Genomic DNA, 18,920 nt, shown 5'->3' with positions numbered 1-18,920 from the left:
TAGGTCGGGCCATGGACCCGACCTACCTGACTTTATTGAGCACGCCTATACTGTCTAGCACCTTCAATATTAATGACTTCAGCTAACTCCACTGCATTAATTAATGATTCATGGGGATAGTTTCCAGACAATGAAACGTAATGTTGCTCGGGGAAAAATCCCAGATAAATGATTTCCCCCTCATCAGCAGCCTTAATGACTGTAATATCTCCATTCGGGCGAATAATAACCATGTTGAGATTACATGCCAAAGCAAGTGCTTGAACCATATTATGATCAGCCCATGTTCCTGAGCGTAAATGTTCATCGATGTATCGATTTATAGCCATTTCTGCTGTTTCTTCTGAGAGATGAACAATAAAAGCATATTGTTCTTCGTGAGTAAGCATCCAATTTAACGCTTCCGCTCTAAGTTCCGTATGAGTGTAAGTCATCAGGCCTCGGCTTATCATTTGATGGCTTACTGCATGGAAAAAGCAATTGCCATCAGATTTGACATCGGTAATCTTAAGCCCAAGTGGTTGAATCACTTTGGTTAAACTACGCCGGGGGTCTTCGATGGATTTGAATGTAGATGAAAATAAACCAAACCCGGCAGAATAATCCCAGGTATCGCTTCGTTGACTGCTTGCTGAATAGGATTGGCTTGCTTTCGGCCTTAATGGAGGAAAATTGAGAGTAAAATTTGATACCTCTTCAATATAGGTATTCAAGGTACTTAATTCTTGCGCTAATGTTTCCCTTAATCTGTTTTCACCACCTAAATAGGGTGCAAAAGCATCGCTGAGAGTATTCGAATTACGGATAAATGATTCCGCGGTTAATTGTTCGAATAAATGATAAAACCGATCAAAATGTTTTTGCGCTAATGCTTTTAGTTTATCCGGATGTTCCATGACATATTTTTCCATGAGCCATTCTGCTGATTTTACATCCAAATTGAAGGCTAATTGCAGGTGAACTGCTCCATGTTCAAATATAGTATAGAGTTTTTTGAAGCACTGTACGATTGCATCCTTATTCATTAGGTTGCTTATCATGTTCGGATCAATATTCTGGTTTTGCTGCAACGAAGCCCCTTCTCCGGGCCAATAGACTAAATCGTCCTGAATAAAGGAATGAATTTGTGTATTTGCAGTACCATCGAACTTATAAAACGCGTTACTGGTTAACTCATCATAACGGTCTAATTGATAATAAAAAACTTTATTTCTAAGCGTGCTGAGAATGAACTCTAAACCAACAAAGGGCAATTCAACCGCTCCTATAATCCTCTGTCCATTGAAATCAATACTTCCCTTGGCTGCCAAACCAGCCCCGTCTGGTGTTCCGTGCATTACAAAGAGTAAAAATTCATTATAATTTATTTGTGTTTCATACAACCCATTATGGTTAATGGTTAATTTACTAAAACTATGGACGACTTTATTATCGAAGCGAGCTACGGGAATATGACATATTGATACCGTGTGTCGCTCCTGAGTAGTAAAGTTATAATTTAAAATTATATTCGTTTGCGCAACTCCATATTCATCAGGAATTACCCCCAAGCTATAGGTAATGGATATCGTTCCTGAACCTAACTGCTCTGTTTTACGAAACTCCGAAATTAGTACATTTTGCTCTAAATGCTTTAAATATTCTTTAGAAAAACGTAATGGAATGAGTTCCTTATTAAGCTCTTGAGATGAATAGATAACGGCGTATTCAGATGCAGGATTTTTCTTTGTTTCCTCGATAAGGTTAAAATAGTGGATTATATGCGCACGTGTGACCTTGTCGTAATCCATGAGATAAGATGCTCTGTATGGCAATTCAGGAATTGATTTTATTTCAATCTGATTGAGATATACTTTGACGGTAGACTTTCGCACAGGCATACGTTCTAAATCGCCATCTGAATCAATATATTCTTCAAAATCAACAGCTTGATTTGTAATTACAATTTTTAATGGCGCTTTAATATGCGGATAAAGTGGTGCTTGATTTAGTTGCCGTAATTCGGACACTTTTAAGTTCTTTATTTTTGAATAAGACACACCGTCCATTACCTGAACCACCAATTTATTGTGTTCATCCAAGTAAGCAACCAAATCACCATGCCTGCCAAGAAAATCAGTAAATTGCTTTGCCTGGCCAATTAAGCGATAAATATTAAAATTCTCTCCTTTTAATTCATTTAACAGATTAAGTGCATCGCCGTAGACCCCAATACATTGCGCATTACTTGCAATTGCCACAGGAGCCGAAATTGCCAAAAATAATGGAAATGCACAAGTGATACCAATTAGGGCTGCATTAAGTACTGTATAACCGGTATGAACAGCTGCCATCTTGCCACATAATGATTTAAATAATCCTGTTGGAATATCTCCTTGTGCACTAAGTGACGTATTTAATGTTCTGAGCAGATCAAATTTGCCACTACCAACAAACTCGCTTACTAACATTCTCTCTTTTAACTGATTTAGCTGATCTAAAGTGCTCGGCTCACGTGCTGGCTTTATTTTTGAGCGCCAATCCTCTAAACCTTGCATTAGCTCGGTAGATATTTGCTTGTAATTCTTTTGCGCTTCAATTTGCACTTTGGACAAAGTTTGCCATATTTTATCACGTTGCTGCACCATTGATGAATATAAACTTGTGCCGTATTGTTTTAACTTGTCGAGCTCAGGAATAATAAGCTCCTCCAGTTGAAACTCTTGTGGAAGCGAATCATCGGGCGCATGTGCACGGCTAAATTGAGATAAGATGGCACCGCTTGTTGCTACCGCACTAAGATAAGCTCGAATATTAACTAATGGGGCCTGCCCATCATGCTCAATGAAATAGGGATAAAAATCAGCATAATTATTCATGCGTTGTAAACTGTCCGCAGCATATTTATCTTCAGCCCTATGCTGTGTTTTTTCAAGCTGTACGAGCACAGATTGAATGTAGCCAGCGAGTAAGTTTTTATTGGCCCCCATAAAATTATGAGTAGATAATGCTTTACTGCGAACTTTTCTAATTTTGCTATCTACATCATTAACATACGTCTTATAAGCACTAACAGTTTGGCCATCTAATTGTGTGCTTATTTGCCCAAGGGCGCTTTGTATTTGCTGATTATGTCGGGTTGCCAAATCACGTGATTCAAGGATCATTGTTTTTAAATCACGATTGGTTTTATTCGAGGTATGCTCTATTTTGAGGATTAACGCTCGCAGCTCTTCATTTTGCTCCCGGATTTCTTTGAATCCTATATGCAACTGCTTCGTTAATGAATCAGACACCTGCTCTATTGCACGTAGCGTAATTTGCAATGGTGTGGGCATAATGCCTGACACATTCACCACATATTGAACAATTTTTGCGACAGATAAAATGGATGGATTAATTATTGTTGTCATTAATTGCAAAATACCACCAGTTTCTTCTAAATATTCTCCAGGAGTAAATGAGCTTGATATTTGCGCTACCTGCTTGCTGATAAAGGTGGAAACAAGAGTTACGCGTTCATAAGTTTCATAAGCAAGAGAAATGGCAGAAACCACTGTTTGAGGTTTAGTACCAACCCAAGGCTCAAGACTATGCAACAACAAATCAGTGCTGCTAAAAAACATGCCGATTGTTTTCATGCGGGTCTCATAATCTTGCATGATTTCAGTAGAAATTTTCTTGTTCTTCTCTGCTTGAATCAATCGCAGACGTCGTTTCTCAAGCTCAGCTTTTTGTTCAGAGCTTAATGCCTCATACTGCTCTGCTGTTAATTCACCTCTGTAATCAGCATACCAATTGTCTAATCGATCTGTTTTTTTTCTCACTGCATCCAAAGAATCCAGGAAGACTATATTATCACTGCAGGCGACAATGGCTTCTTCTAAACCAGAACTTTCCGCATCCAAAAGTTCTATTTTTTGGGTCAATTGAGCAATATCTATCGAATGAGCATCTTTTTTTCCTTCGGAGCGAGAGTATCCTCCATAAAACAGGTCGGATAGCGCTTTTTGCACTGTTGTATCACCTTTATTTGAGGATTTATGTTTCTCTTTCGATGATTTCTTTTTCAGTGGCTGTTGCAATTCAGAACGCTCATCTTCTAATCGCTTTTTTTCTAATTTCTGGTCTTTTAATTGTTGTTCAAGTGTAGATTTTCTTTCTAATTGTTCCTGTCTTCGGCTTTGTATGAAATCTCTATAATTCTGAGGATGTATCGAATCAGGATTTGCAAGTAACCAATTATTTTGCGCATCAATGCGAGATTGGCAAGCATCCACGTTCTGGGTAGCATGTTGAATTAATGCCTTATATCCATCGATTAGAAGAGATAATCGGTTAATATTATTCTGCCCTCTAGCAATTTTTTTCTCTGCGTTCACTCGATCTTTACTGGCAAATATACCCGTAATTGCTTCTGCGATTTTAAAAACAGGTTGAGCAGGCTCAGGAGCAAATGAAGAGAGTATTCCCGCCATTTGTTGTGCATAGGCTAAGGATTTGTCATGAGTTACTTTGCTAATTCGAGCAACAATATTCTGCTGCTTTTGTGCATGCGAGGAAATCTGAGTTGAATAATGATCGCTATTTTTCTTATGCTCACTAATTTTTTGCCGCAGTTTAGCAACACTGTCTAGTAATTGCCTATAATAAAAACTCCCCGCTTTAAATAAGTTAAAGGCGCTGAGGTTAAGCGCGTGCGCAAAACCCTGTTGCAATTCCGATATGGAGTATCGACTTGAACTGTATTTTTCTATATCTAATGAGAGTTTGTACTGTTCTTGAGCTCTTTGCAGCTGAGTTGCAAAATTTTGCTTTACCTGTCGAAAATGATAATCTGCCTCGTTGATTTGCTGGAATTTATAAGCTGCTGTGGCTAAACTTTGAGCTACATCTAAGAGTTTCTGCGGTATGGATTTCAGCGGCTGCTTTCCTTCTTTCCCCAATTTAGGAAGCGCTTTTTGCGACATAGCACTGCCTGCGCTACCTACATTGTGATAACGCTCACACTCCTTCTCCAGAACAGCAATAATTTCTGGACTTATATCTTGAGCAATAGAACCTGATAGCTCATTAAACTCCTGCTCTAGTTCATGTACTTCAGCAGGAACATCCATTGATTTCCCCTCATCCATTGGCGGCTGAGTGGCTTTACTTATAGGCTGAGGAGCTGCATCTTCGCCAAGGGCGTAAGGTGGTCGTCGCGATGTCGACGCTTTTTTAGGTTTACTATTCTGTTCCGGATGGTATTTATAAGGAGGAGCTTGAGCAACACTCCGTTCAGAACCACCACGTTTTTGTGCTTTAGCACCGTCTGTAGCAGCTGTTTTTTTAGGTGTTGTTTTAACTTTTGCAGATTGAGGCTCCAATTGAGGGGCTGGCGCTTCAAGGCCAGGAGAATTAGATTTTAAGTGATTGGCCATGGTTCTTTGTGCAATTAATGCATGTTGCATATGAGAATTAGTTAATAGTTCCGAGTTAATCCTAAATAGCGCTGCTTCACTAAAATTCTCAAATAAACCACTAGGTGGTTTCCCCCCTTCCGAACTAGTGCTTGGACTCATTCCTGCAACTCGGAGTCCCAATACCAAATTAGAAAATATAGTTCCAGGACCTGAAGCAAAAGTTACCGCGGCAGCACCCGCATTCAACGCCAATTTAATATCACTACTTGTGCTTGAAGGCGCTTTTTCTTTTTGATAATAAAGATCCATAAGTTGCATTATTTTTATCTGCTCAGACACCTCTAATGTGTGCCATTGGCTTTGATCGTAGTTAAAAATTTTATCAGCGCAAAAACAAAGTAGATCAACATGCTCTTGATTGTTTAAATCCAGTGTTCTTTTGTTGAAATGGTACGTAGATAAAAGATAAGCATCATAATAAATGAAAAACTCAGGCTCTTGATTATAGGTAGCTTCAAATCCCCAAAGCGAGTGGGAAGAAGGCCCTCCCCTATCAGTAATATACGAATAATAGTCTTTTTCTTTCAGCGATAATGAACGGGGCATGAAAACTCCTAAATTTGATTATAAAGCAGGCTTAATAGTGTTCATTAAACCAATAACTGCACTCATTTTATTCACTTGCTCTTAATACGTACATCCGTAAATTTTACGGGGATAAGCTTTATATTTTGAGCAAAAAAGCGCAAACATTGACCTAAAAACATCACCAATGTACAATAATGCTTCAAGTAATCGAGGTAGAACCATGCCAAAAATCTATAGAATGGATAATTTTTTTAATCCTGTAGATGAGCAGTCGAGAAAAAGAGGCTCCTTACACTACGGAATCACTTTTACGCGTGATTTAGTTCCTGACTTAGATCCTGATTTACCCTTAACTCATTTTGTGACAAGAAATGGTACACTACGCCATCAAGCTACTCCTGAAATTGAATTAATTCCTAATTTATCATTAGCCCATTTTGTGCGATTTAGAATAGAAAATGAACCTTCATTTAACCTACGTGATCTCGCTATTGAACTGTATTCAAACTCAACCTCAGGCTTAGCGCCAACTACAAATCCAATCATTAGAGTATCACTTCGAACAACGATGAAAGGTGAGAAAAAAAGAAACTTCATGCGATGGTGCACAACCTTGCTGGAAGAAAATAATATTAGCAAGGAACAGTATAGTTTTAATGGTGGAGGTCTATTTTGTGTCGGTGGTGCACAGGAAGAGGCTATTGTTTTGCATACCCTAGATGCTTTTTATGTGTTTATTCGAATCCTAAAAAATAAAATACCTCAGGCAACAAAACTAGTTAAAGATTTAGAGTGTATTGCAGAGTTTATGCAAAATCCCACGCTAAATTTTACCCATACTGTTCTAGAAGAGCGTACATTTTCTGTGGGGAAACCGAATGAACAAATAAACCGGATCTTTCACTTAGTTCGGACTTATAGAGACAGCACCATGGTTTCCTCTTTTGTTTCCGAACTAGGAAAATTGGTACCTCCGTCAAAAATCCAAGCTCATTTCACCGTCGAACGAGAAAATCAGCAATTTTATTTAGTGCGTCACAAAACCTCTAAAGTCGTCAGTTTACTTGATAGCTTTGGTAAAAGACCTTTTGAAGTATATGATGCCAGTATTCGGCAAAATTACGAACTAATAAAAGATGATGAATCTGTTCTAGAAACAATACATCGCAGTAATTGTGATGATGATTGTAATGCTGATAGGACACCTCCGTGTCGGTGTAATTGCGATCATGAAGGTAATCCTCTCCCTAAGTACCCATTTTTTAAGCGCATGACTGATGGACACTTGAAATTAATCGGTGTAATTCCTCAGTTAGCTATCATGCCCATAAAAGAGTTTGATTGGTTAATAAGCCATACGCCAATCCATCCCGACCAGCTTGATCTTGAACACGAAGATACATTACTTGGCCACGTAATCCGCAATAATTTAGCTGATTGTTTAGGTACTTTATTAGCCCATGGGTTTAGCCGTTCTGATGCGTACAGTCCTTATAGATTAGAAACTCTTTATGAAACTATTTATAACAAAATAAACTGGATGACCCCTGAACATTTAGAACAGTGCACTTCGCTACATAAAATGTGGAGCTACTTCAAACCCTCACTTCAACCCTCGCTCAGCAATAAAGAAACAGGCGTGACTAGTATTTCTCTAAAGGCAACCGACACACAAATTAACTCCACATTTTTCACCTACTATAGTGATCGCCAACCCACTAAATTTGAGACAGTATTTAAATCCGCGGCCTTACTTAGTGACACAGAAAAATCTATGTTTTCGTCATTGGTCGAAGCAAGCTTTGATTCATTAATTACTGAGCACGATAAATTAGAATTTTCAGCAGCAATTGCTGCTAAATCGAGCATACTATCCCGTTCAGATGCGGATGAACTCTGGTGTGCTTTGATTGAAAAAAGATTTAAATGCACTTTGTCGCCTGTGAAAAAAACCACGTTTCTAGCCTTAATGTCCGCGGCTGAACGAGAAAAATTTTATCAGCTTCTTCCTTCATCATCCACCTCGGATGAGTTTTGGAATCTGATCCAAACCAGCCAGGTACGATTTTCATTTAATAAGGATATCTCAGGAGACAATAAGTTTGTCGAATTAGTACATAAAAAATCGTCTATTCTTGTTGGTGGCCAGCGTATTACAGTGAACGAATTAATCGCAGGGACAGTGCATGAACTGCTTGTTCTACCAGGAAAGCAACCTATCATTATTTGGCATTATGTGCTTGCTGCAAAGGCTAATTCCGCATCTACCAATGCATCTTCGAAAGGGGACTCCAAAGACCAACGAGATAATACGCCCCAAGGATTAATGCAGTTTTTAATGTTTCGGGGCGCCTTAAGTCTTGGTTTGGAACACAAAGTTGTCGTCGTCGGATTTACGCTTAACAAAAGAAGTTATAACTTTGTCTCAGAGCTAAATAAATTTTTTCCCAAAAACCGTTCTGAAAGTATAGATAAGTTTGTGCTGAGGGTGATACGTGCGCTTTATGGAAATGACATCATTATTCATCAAAATGGCATGGCATATTATATTCAAGAAAACACTCAAGCGAAGGATAATACTCCGGATAAAAACCTGAGCCCCAGCAAAACACTGGCACACCATTTATTCAACAAATTTAATGGGATAGAACCCGACTCAGAACCGCAAGCACATTATCGCGCAGTACCAACAGTATTTTCTGGGAGCGATAAAGAAAATCGTGACAAATTAACTCGATTATTGCCTGAATCCCAGAAACACTTATACGGTTTTTTTAAAGTCTTAGAACCCATCGTTGCAGAATCAATCAAACCCAATAATATGTCTTTAGCTAAGTTGTAAAAGAATAACGAGGCTCGAAAGGCTTAACGACTAGAAAGCAGGCTTATCTGTTGCTTTTTCAGTTAGGATCAAGCGACAATAAGACTGCTCTATGATGTTTAATAGGAAAGCAACTCAAATCAAGGTACTAACAACCAGTCCAAAGAATCCTCATCTTCATCAGATAATATTCCTTGAGCGAGTTCGATTTCATCACTTGAATCACTGTTTGTAGTAGACATCCAACTTAGTGGTGCCGCAAACGAATTAACGAATACTTTTCTAGATTCCTTTTTATTTTTTAATTCTCCATAAAACTCTTCATAACTTCTCAGTTTCGAAATAAACAGTGCTTTTACTGATTCTGTTGTTAATTCAAGCGCTACCATTTTCTCCATTGCCTCACATAAAAAGGTTTTATTTAACTCGAAAGGCACAAGAATATAGGCAATTTCAGCAAATAGCGGATTGTGGGGATAGCTTTGCTGCTCATAAAAAGGTGTTTCATAAATAACATAAAAAGGCCCATGAGAAACAGGAGATATATTTGGTAGTCCTGGAATCAAAGACCCCCAATATGACTGAGGAACACAAACTTTATTACTCACAGCCATCATTAATAAATTATACATCCCACCTTTAGATTCTTCTACTCCATGAGCAGTAATTTGACTACCAAATTCTTCGATAAGCTGCATCATGTATGGATAGTCTGTATTCGAAGTTTTATAAGTAGATTTGTACGGAAATTTAAAATAAGAGATAAAAATTTCTCGAGCAGCTTTTGCTTTAAGGGGATTATTTTTTAATTCCTCGCCTATTTTGACGTAATTAGGTTGGTCATCAATAAAATATTCGGGATATTTACTTTTTAGTGCCGTGAAAATGTACACTTTCATTTCATGCCAACTTGCATCACCTACATAATATTCGTTAGGCGTAGCCTCGGGTTGCTTTCTTTTTTTCTGATTTATTGGAGGTAGGTAGAGTTCTATTTTGCCGTTCATATGAAGTCTCATTCATATTAAAAAATAGTTTATTTTTCAATATGCATTGGTTAAAAATGCATCAATTATATCAAATGGACCATTAACGATCAATTAGTATTCAATTGAATCAAAAAGCCATTGAATATTAATGAAAATTTATCCTATTTGTATTTTCTAAGCTTAAAATATTGAATATTATTCAAATCGTGTTATATTTCAACCCCAAGTATTTTTTTAAGGTTTTATGATGAAAATAATATCAGCAGCGGCTTTATGCCTATTCACCACTCTTTCAGGAGTTTCATTTGCAGGTAATGCTTATTTCAGTATCAACTTTAAAAAGACGTTTTGTGACAATCAAGAGTTCTTAGGTAATGGCGCAAAAAAGCGACCTCATTTGCATTGTGGCACTACTTATATTTCTTACAAAAAAGCGAATGGAGATCACTCTAATATTACTGAGATGGGCGATTGTACTCGGACTAATGCTGTATTTGATGACATTAAATTCAATAGAACTGCTTTTGCAAACTATGAAGCTATTTATAACGCTCTAGTTTCATACCATCAAGCGGGTTGTCCTAATCAATAATCTGCCCATTGTGGGAACATAATGGCATGCAATTCAGGAATTTTAGGTACAAAATTCTTGAATTATTTTCCTTTGTTATTAACAACGAATCTAGGAATTCTGATGTACTCCTAGAGCTTGAACTTCTTAAGAAATTCACTGTGCTGTTGGCTTTGGCCCTTCACAGGCCATTTCCATAATGAACGCATCTTCTGGTTTTATACCATCAAGCACGATGCGCTAATCAATAAAACCATTGAGAGGAAGAGATAACCCCATAGTGGAGACAGAACACTGGATTGCTTCACTGTGTGATAATGACAAAATTTAAGGATGCTTATATACTCCCAGAATTAGTGATAACCACCCCATAATAAAGCAAATGCCACCAATGGGAGTAATTATTCCAAGAGGTTTAACCTTTACGATACATAGTAAATACAAACTTCCTGAAAAGAGCAAAATACCTACACAAAATAAATACCCCGCCCAACGCACAAGCCTAAAATTAGTATGTATAAGAAACAAACCAATCATGATTAACGACAAACTATGTACAAACTGGTAAAAAATCCCGGTTTGGAAGATTTTCATTTGCTCCACACTAAATGTTCCCTGCAAACCATGGGTGGCAAAAGCTCCCAAAATGGTGGCAAGTAGAGCAAACAATGCACCAGCAGCTATAAAACGTTTTACTATTTCTGAAATTGAAGTCATTTTTATCCACATACTAATTTGATTGAAGGGGCTATGGAGCATCTTGATTTGTACACTAGGTCATGAAAAATGGATTAAAGTCCAAATCGAAAACATACCTAACAAAAGCAATAAAACCCACCATCTGTTCAGACCTAATGTTTTAATCCATTCCCAAACTTCGATCCATCCGTGGAGTGGTCCTAAGTACCATGCATATTTTTTTCTTTGCCAAAATGGCTTGTGAAATATCCCACCAGTAGAAAATAATTCGGCTCCGCACAAACTACAATAAAAAACCTGCATGTCTGTTGTGACTAATCGTTTATCTACCTTGATAATTGGTTCCATTTTATTAGCGCATACTTTGCATTGAATTTTCATAATGGTAGTGAGCACATGGGTTCGGATACAAGGAATAATATTAACTTGATTAAACAAAGGAAGTCTATGTGGCTCTGTTGCAAAAACAATCCTTTGAAGAAAAATACAGCTTCTAGATAGGTAGCCACATAATGAGTTTACTTAGGAGCAAGCTTTAAAAGTGATATCGACACTCAAAGTAAATTTAATGGAAAAGGGAAAAGCAAACCCTTTAGCGCTGTTCAAATGCCCCACTAGCCCAAAGTTAAATTATAGTCGCAATTAATTTGAGCCAAAAAAATGCACTGAGTGCGATCCAAGAGATTTATAAACGCGAGTCGTAACAATTAACAATTGCGGTTACCGAGCTTGCTAGTTCAATACATCTGCTGGTTAATGAATCTATATATTCTTCTTCTCACTAAAAGAGCCTTCACTAGGAAATTTGCCTCTAGCGACAACTTCGGGAGTAATAAAGGCTAATAAAAATAGCACGGCCCTCCAAAGATTTAGCGTCAAAAAAGAAGGCTGAGGGAACCGCCATAGGTTCGCCTAGCACATGCTGCTCTATTAACTTTACATCGAATTTGGCTCGGGTTGCGATTTATTAATAGCAGCCAGTTGTTTAATGTTATCCACTAAATGAGTAATACGTTCTTTCGTTTGAGCTAAGAGTTTATCAAAGATATCGACTAAGCTGGGATGCTTCAATATCTCGGTAGTCGCCTGAGTTGCTGAATGAAGCGTGTTTTCTCTGATACGTTGCTCAAACAACGCCGTTGTTGTTGAGGTTACCATAGCGCAAATAGTATCGTTATACCAGCGTTGGGGTCCTCGTCTTGGTTCCCAATGGGTTAAGCCTGTTTCCATAGCAGTTTTAACGTATGCATTCATATGAGAACCTGTTTGCTCTCTGTTGTTTCTGAATATCCCCAAAGCCATTTGAGCTCGCCCTCGTACTCCTACACAAGCAGAAACATTTACGTTCTCAAAGTTATAGCCAAGAACATCTAAGCCTTTTGCTGTTAAAGCTTGGTTTACTTAATTCCTAATAATTTGCTCTCTGAGTTGATGACCACCAACTCCACTAAGATCACAGGGACCAACTTTAACTAAAATGCGGCCGTCCAAATTTTCTACTTCAACAGGGATATGAGTTAATTTGCTATTATCAACAGCCACACGAAGACGTTGGATATTAACAGTTTCTACATTAAATAGTTGCGATTCGGATGCTTTATAGTCAGGATTAATCTGGGTATCGATGATTTCTTTTAGCTGTACCATTTCAGGAAGGGCAAGCTTAACACGTTCTCCTAACATCATATCATGACCTTGATTAAGATTTTCACCATAAGTAATAGTTGGAAAATCAAAAATATCATCAAAATCATCAAGTAGATCTTTAGCCATTTTCGCTTCCTAATAATTATTAGTAATATTAATTATCTCAAATTTTTCTTAAAAGAATATTAAATGATCATTAATGACCATTTTTAATCACTATGCTTATATAGGTATAGAACAAATTTTTGCTCGATGTTTTCTTCAGAACATGCATGCTTTTAAATATCGTATTGTACTACTCGCAAAATATCACGCTTTTGCGATGAATCAGATTTTTATCGGTAATACTCTTTTGGTCGAATAATTCCTGTATAATAAGATTTTTTAAAAGTAACTTCATAAGCTCATTTCTCATTTTCCAATGTATTTTACGAATTTTAAAATGATTTTTGTGTTCTATAATGAGACACGTATTGATACTTGTGAGATGTGCAAAGCGGACATAGCCTTATTTTGAAATACTCCTACCTTAGTGGATTATGTAATCCGTAAATTTTGACACAAATAGGGTCAATGCATTCAGATGTTGAACTGTTCTTTTTAAACATGCGCATAATTTCAAAACCCTGATGGTTGCATAAGTAGTTTTCATGTAAAATATTTCAATATCATCGCTTTGCTCAATAATCCTCCCCTTGTCGTGTCAATAATAAGGAACATTATGATTGTTATCTTCGTCCATGGCTGGAATGTCACAAATACCAATACTTATGGAGAGCTTCCTCAATGGCTCGAAAGCCAGAGCAGAAATGGCATGCTGGATATCCAGGTTGGCAATATCTATCTTGGGCGTTACATTAGCTTTGACGATACGGTAACGGTCGATGATATAGCACGAGCATTTGATCAAGCGGTACGTGATGAGATTGCTGAGAAATTGCGCGATGGGGAGCGTTTTGCGTGCATTACACACTCGACAGGTGGTCCCGTTGTTCGTAAATGGATGGATTTATATTTTAAGCATAATCTTGCAAAATGCCCATTGAGCCATCTCATTATGTTAGCCCCTGCCAACCACGGTTCCGCACTTGCACAGCTTGGCAAATCCCGCCTAAGTCGTATAAAAAGCTTTTTTGAAGGCATTGAACCAGGCCAGCATGTGCTTGATTGGCTGGAGCTTGGAAGTGATATGAGCTGGCAACTCAATGAAAGCTGGCTTGATTATGATTGCCCGGCTAATGGCATCTATCCCTTTGTACTCACAGGTCAAAAAATTGATCGCCAACTTTACGATGCACTTAACTCATACACAGGTGAGGCGGGCTCGGATGGAGTGGTACGCGTCGCTGCCGCAAATATGAATTACAGCCTATTAAAGTTACACCAAGAAGGCACTAACGGAGAAAATCTTATTGTTTCCCAAATGACGCGGTCAAAGCCAATAGCATTAGGCGTTCTACCAGGATGTTCACATTCTGGTAAAAAAATGGGAATCATTCGCAGTATTACTATGGGCAATGCGGCCACTCATCGTACGGCCCTATGGGTCTTGCGCTGCCTTCAAGTAAAAGATAGTAACTCCTATACTGCCTTGGCAAAAGAACTGGATAAGCTTACAGAAGAAACCCAAAGCAATGAGCGCACAGAATTTGTAAAAACACCTCTCTCTAAGCGCAAATTCATTACCAATCGCTATTCGATGATTGTATTCCGGCTGATTGACGATCGGGGCAATCATCTTGACGATTATGATCTTTATCTAACCGCAGGCCCAAAGTATAGTGAATATGCGCTTCCTGCAGGTTTTTTCGTAGATCGCCAGCAAAATCAACTTGATCGCGGAAAACTCACTTATTTTCTGGACTACGACGTCATGGAAAACGGGTTAAATACGCCTGTAATGCAAGGCAATCTAGGGTTTCGTATCAAAGCTCATCCTGAGGAAAGTACTCAAGCTCTTGCCTATTATCGAATCCTGGATTTTCATTCCTCACTTAGGGACATGAACAAAATTCTTCATCCGAATGAAACCGTAATGGTGGAAATCATGCTGCAACGACGAGTAGATAGAACGGTTTCTCGTCTTACCAATAATCTCAGCCCAGCAAAAATCAGTGCAAAGCCAACTGGCAAAAAAGTAGAGTGAGAACCTGATTCATATCACTGGATTCTTTTTATTGATAACCCCAAAATAAATGCACTAAAAAGTGCATTTTATGCTAATATATAACATATAGTGCATGTGGAGCTTTTTATGAATATTGAATCCAAACCAAGTGAAAGCGAGGTCTTAGCAATAGCTTTGCATAATTTAAAAGATATCTTAGATATTTCAAATAATGATCTAAGTGAAATTATCGGGGTTCATCGCAACACCTTGTCGCGTTCATTAAGCAATAAGAAAATCGATGTTAAAAGCAAGGAAGGAGAATGCTCCTTATTGCTAATAAGAATTTATCGTTCTTTGTTTGCATTAAATGGCGGCAATGTTGATGCAATGAAGCATTGGTTAAGAACCAATAATCGGCATATTCAGGGAATCCCTTTGGAAGCAATGAAAAGTGTTTTGGGATTATCTCGGGTTGTGAATTATTTAGATGCGATTCGAGGAAAGATTTAATGGTTGATATTTGGCTCGAATCTGACGGAAAAAACCATATCAAGCCATTGATGGCAAAAATTTACCGATTAGTAGAATCCCAGGAGCAAATAGCAACTTTGGGGTTAGTAAACAATGTCTATGAGCAAGGTGTATTAGAGGAATTATTGGAGTCAACTAAAAACCCGTTGCCTAGTGATACAAGCACCCTACATTATTTACTGACAACACCATTTCGTTACCCACCATTGAGGTACGGCTCTAGATTTGGAAGAACCTTTGAACAAGGAATTTTCTATGGCTCATTAAATGTAAATACAGCTTTATCAGAAACAGCATATTATCGATTTGTATACATGCTTGGTCCAGAAACACCGTACGAACAACCAATATCAAATCAATATACATCCTTTACCGTCAAAGTGCGAAGCAGTAATAGTATTTTTTTAGATCAAGACCCTTTTTCACAATATGAAGTAATTTTGACCTCCCCTACGTCTTATATAGAAACACAGCAGCTAGGCTCTACTATGCGTGAATCTGGTATAGAAATATTTCAATATATTTCCGCAAGAGATAAGGAGAAGGGCAAAAATATAGCGCTATTTACTCCCAAGTCTTTTCAAAGCAAAACACCTGCGCAGATGACTACATGGCTGTGTCAGACCAGTATCGATGAAGTAGGATTTATGGCAAAAGAAGAACAACAACGAACGTCCTATTCTCAAAAAGATTTCTGGATTAACAATACGTTCCCTTCCCCAGCGACCTAATGCTGCATCACAAAAAAAAGTGAAACAAGCTAGGGTTCCGTGCTTCAATCTAGGTTCTTGTAATGATGAGGCATGCTTTAATTGAGCGCTGTCACGTGGTTTTGATCAGATTTTGCTTCTAGCCTTTACTTTTTTTATCATCATACATTTTTGCATCAGCAAGAGTAAGCATACGTTCTAATGTCTTATGCTCTTTTTGATTATATTCAATACTGCCAACACTAAACTCAATTACATAACCCTTCGTTTCTACTGATTTTAATGAATCTCTCAAATGTTGAATAATCCCGGATACATCGCTTTGATTGAGCCCAGAGCACAATACACAAAACTCATCACCACCTAAACGTGCAATCACATCATGACATTGAAAGGTTTTGAGAAGAAGATTAGCGAAAACTTTCAATACCTTATCCCCTTCTGCATGCCCAAACTGATCATTAATCAGTTTAAATTTATCTAAATCAAAAAACAACAATGTAAAAATTTTATTTTCGCGTTGATATTTTTGAAACAAATAATCGGCGAGTTTTAAAAAACCGCGCCGATTGGATAAACCGCTTAATTCATCGGTGATGGCCAAATGCAATGATTCCAATTCCATTACCACCATGTCAGCAAGATCGTGGACAACATTTTGATCCACATCATTGATTGACCTAGGTTTGTCATCAATTAAACAAATCACACCTACATTATATGTCTTTATTTTCAAAGGACAGCCTAAATAAAATCTGAAATTAGGTTTTCCCAAAACGAAAGGATTATCATAAAAACGTATGTCTTTCGTAGCATCCTCCACAACCATAATTTCATCTGAAAGAATAGCATGCCCACAAAATGAAGTTTTTCTCGCAGCCTCTTTAATATCAAATCCTTGGGTGGACTTCATCCATTGGCGTTCAGCCTCTAAAAAGGAGATTACAGCAATAGGAACACCAAAGAGTTTGCATGCGATTCGAGTTAACCGATCAAAACGCTCTTCTCGCTCGGTATCTAGAATTTGTAATTTATAAAGTGTTGCTAAACGTGCCGCTTCATTTTCTGGTATATCTGGAGCAATCATCATTTTTCCTTGAAAACATACTTTTTCAATGCTCAAGAAGCACTAGTATATGTATAGTATACATTGGCTCTGAAAACCAACAGGAAAACAAGGCCCTTTGGGTATCCAACGACCCTTAACTTAATGATTATATTTATATAAAGTAGGTTAGGCCCACGCATCGAGCCGCATCAGAAACCTGGACCATAGACTCAACCTACACCTCACTGAGAAATCGCCTTAACTGACCATGGAAAACCACTAATTCCATATTCAGGCTTATATTAAGTGGATTAACAAGGGTTTATGGAAATTTAGGCAAAACAACTCTATATTTTATATAAAATTTCCTATGGATAATCAGCATGCCCTTTAAGGATTTTCGGGAATTCATTGAAGCACTTCGAAAAAGCGGTGAACTTATTGAAGTTAATCGCTCCATCGATTTGTCTGCAGATGTAGGTAAGGCTTTGCAAAAAAGTGCCTCGATCAGTGGCCCTGCGATTCAATTTAATAATAACGGTACTGATTTTCCACTCATAGGTGGATTATATAATTCTAGAAAGAAAACCTTGATTGCTTTTCAGACCAATGAAGCCTCTATATTTAAAAAAATCCTACACGGATTAGATAATCCTATTGACCCGGTTCTTACCAACACCGCGGTAACCCATGAACAGATTATATCGGATAATGAAATTGATTTATCTCAATTTCCAATTCCTAAATACAGTCCTAGCGATGGGGGGCAATATATAACCGCCGGAATAGCCGTAAGCAAAGATCCAGAAACCGGCATCGCAGACATCGGAAATTATCGTTTTCAAATTATTTCAAAAAATACCATGTCGTTCTTGGCCCAACCCAATCATCGGCTAGGAAAAAATCTGGAAAAAGCACGGAAACTAGGACATAAGAAATACCCGATTGCTTTAGTGATTGGAGTTGACCCGGTTATCGCTTATACCTGTCAATTCCAACTTCAAGATGACACTAATGATTTTGCTGTAGCAGGTGGACTGCGAGGAGAGGCTGTTGTTTTAACCCCATGTAAAACCATTGATGTTGAAGTTCCTGCTTATGCGGAAGTGGTCTTTGAGCTTGAAATAGACTTGGATGAATTAGTATTTGAAGGACCTTTAGGTGAATACACCGGCTATTACACACCAGGCTCTATGAAACCTACTGCACGAGTTAAGGCCATTACACACCGCACAAATGCTTATTTCCAAGCCTTATTAACGGGTGTTCCACCAACTGAGAATCATTTTTTAAAACAAATCCCTTTTGAAGCCTCGTTCTTTAAGAGCATGAATAAATCCTTTCCGACCATATCCAATGTAGCAATTCCTGCATCGGGAGGTGTTTCGTTTTATATTGTCATCGCGATTGAACCTCGATTTGATGGAGAGGCGCGCCAAGCTATTCTTGCTGCTATGGCAAGTAATCTGCGCCCTAAAATGGTTATCGCGGTAAACCCGGATATTAATATCCAAGATGCCGATCAGGTGACATGGGCTACTTCTTTTCGAATGCAACCTCATAAAGACATTATGATTGTAGAAAGTTTACCGGCAGGCCCCTTAGATCCCTCTATTTTAGATGACATTCCTTTAGATTCTCGTCTCGCCTCTTCGGTAGGTATTGATGCGACTTATCCTTTTGGCTCCCTTATTTTGACTCCTGAAACCCCACTTGAAAAGACTACCCAAAATTCTGGTAAGCTCTGTTTTAAAGTAGCAGATATTCCAGGTTGGCAGGATTATGATTTTCCGGAATTAAACACATACGAAAAATCATAATC

At 38.1% G+C, this 18,920-nt stretch carries 13 protein-coding genes; 7 read left to right on the top strand and 6 right to left on the bottom strand.

The window, feature by feature from the left end; all coding sequences use genetic code 11:
• Positions 1 to 32 precede the first annotated feature (32 nt).
• Complete coding sequence (locus tag J2N86_RS14510; protein WP_252582709.1) at positions 33 to 5,990, bottom strand: hypothetical protein; 5,958 nt, start codon at positions 5,988 to 5,990, stop codon at positions 33 to 35.
• 202 nt (positions 5,991 to 6,192) lie between these two features.
• Between J2N86_RS14510 and J2N86_RS14505 the strand changes: the two genes are divergently transcribed.
• On the top strand, positions 6,193 to 8,814 hold the full coding sequence (locus tag J2N86_RS14505) for a hypothetical protein (RefSeq protein WP_252582708.1): 2,622 nt from the start codon (positions 6,193 to 6,195) through the stop codon (positions 8,812 to 8,814).
• 119 nt (positions 8,815 to 8,933) lie between these two features.
• On the opposite strand, the gene J2N86_RS14500 is transcribed toward J2N86_RS14505, so the two are convergent.
• Positions 8,934 to 9,800, bottom strand: a complete 867-nt coding sequence (locus J2N86_RS14500) for a hypothetical protein (RefSeq protein ID WP_252582707.1) — start codon at positions 9,798 to 9,800, stop codon at positions 8,934 to 8,936.
• A 226-nt stretch (positions 9,801 to 10,026) separates the two neighbouring features.
• Here J2N86_RS14500 and J2N86_RS14495 point away from each other — a divergent pair, with 226 nt between their 5' ends.
• Positions 10,027 to 10,374, top strand: a complete 348-nt coding sequence (locus J2N86_RS14495; RefSeq protein WP_252582705.1) for a hypothetical protein — start codon at positions 10,027 to 10,029, stop codon at positions 10,372 to 10,374.
• Between the two features lie 306 nt (positions 10,375 to 10,680).
• Here J2N86_RS14495 and J2N86_RS14490 read toward each other — a convergent pair whose 3' ends face one another.
• From J2N86_RS14490 to J2N86_RS14480, 3 genes are all read right to left on the bottom strand, one after another.
• Entirely contained in the window at positions 10,681 to 11,070 is a 390-nt protein-coding gene (locus J2N86_RS14490; protein WP_252582703.1) for a DUF423 domain-containing protein, read from the bottom strand.
• Positions 11,071 to 11,988: 918 nt separating this feature from the next.
• On the bottom strand, positions 11,989 to 12,306 hold the full coding sequence (locus tag J2N86_RS14485) for a hypothetical protein (protein ID WP_252582702.1): 318 nt from the start codon (positions 12,304 to 12,306) through the stop codon (positions 11,989 to 11,991).
• 147 nt (positions 12,307 to 12,453) lie between these two features.
• The gene (locus tag J2N86_RS14480) at positions 12,454 to 12,825 is read right to left on the bottom strand and encodes a hypothetical protein (protein WP_252582700.1); all 372 of its coding nucleotides are present in this window, start codon (positions 12,823 to 12,825) and stop codon (positions 12,454 to 12,456) included.
• A gap of 73 nt (positions 12,826 to 12,898) precedes the next feature.
• Between J2N86_RS14480 and J2N86_RS14475 the strand changes: the two genes are divergently transcribed.
• From J2N86_RS14475 to J2N86_RS14460, 4 genes are all read left to right on the top strand, one after another.
• A complete protein-coding gene (locus tag J2N86_RS14475) occupies positions 12,899 to 13,063 on the top strand; it encodes a hypothetical protein (RefSeq protein ID WP_252582698.1) in 165 nt (54 codons plus the stop codon).
• A 357-nt stretch (positions 13,064 to 13,420) separates the two neighbouring features.
• On the top strand, positions 13,421 to 14,845 hold the full coding sequence (plaB, locus tag J2N86_RS14470) for a phospholipase PlaB (protein WP_252582697.1): 1,425 nt from the start codon (positions 13,421 to 13,423) through the stop codon (positions 14,843 to 14,845).
• 108 nt (positions 14,846 to 14,953) lie between these two features.
• The gene (locus J2N86_RS14465) at positions 14,954 to 15,319 is read left to right on the top strand and encodes an MbcA/ParS/Xre antitoxin family protein (protein WP_252582695.1); all 366 of its coding nucleotides are present in this window, start codon (positions 14,954 to 14,956) and stop codon (positions 15,317 to 15,319) included.
• A complete protein-coding gene (locus J2N86_RS14460) occupies positions 15,319 to 16,071 on the top strand; it encodes an RES family NAD+ phosphorylase (protein WP_252582694.1) in 753 nt (250 codons plus the stop codon). Before J2N86_RS14465 ends, J2N86_RS14460 begins: the two co-directional genes overlap by 1 nt.
• Positions 16,072 to 16,189: 118 nt before the next feature.
• Here J2N86_RS14460 and J2N86_RS14455 read toward each other — a convergent pair whose 3' ends face one another.
• Complete coding sequence (locus J2N86_RS14455) at positions 16,190 to 17,137, bottom strand: sensor domain-containing diguanylate cyclase (protein WP_252582746.1); 948 nt, start codon at positions 17,135 to 17,137, stop codon at positions 16,190 to 16,192.
• Between the two features lie 344 nt (positions 17,138 to 17,481).
• Between J2N86_RS14455 and J2N86_RS14450 the strand changes: the two genes are divergently transcribed.
• Positions 17,482 to 18,918, top strand: coding sequence for a UbiD family decarboxylase (locus J2N86_RS14450; RefSeq protein ID WP_252582693.1), 1,437 nt, complete (start codon positions 17,482 to 17,484; stop codon positions 18,916 to 18,918).
• The last annotated feature ends 2 nt before the right edge of the window (positions 18,919 to 18,920 follow it).

Origin of the sequence: Legionella lytica (assembly GCF_023921225.1) — a bacterium.
Classification (GTDB): domain Bacteria; phylum Pseudomonadota; class Gammaproteobacteria; order Legionellales; family Legionellaceae; genus Legionella; species Legionella lytica.
The sequence above is the reverse complement of the archived record's forward strand: the minus strand, read 5'-3'. Positions and strand labels throughout refer to the sequence as shown.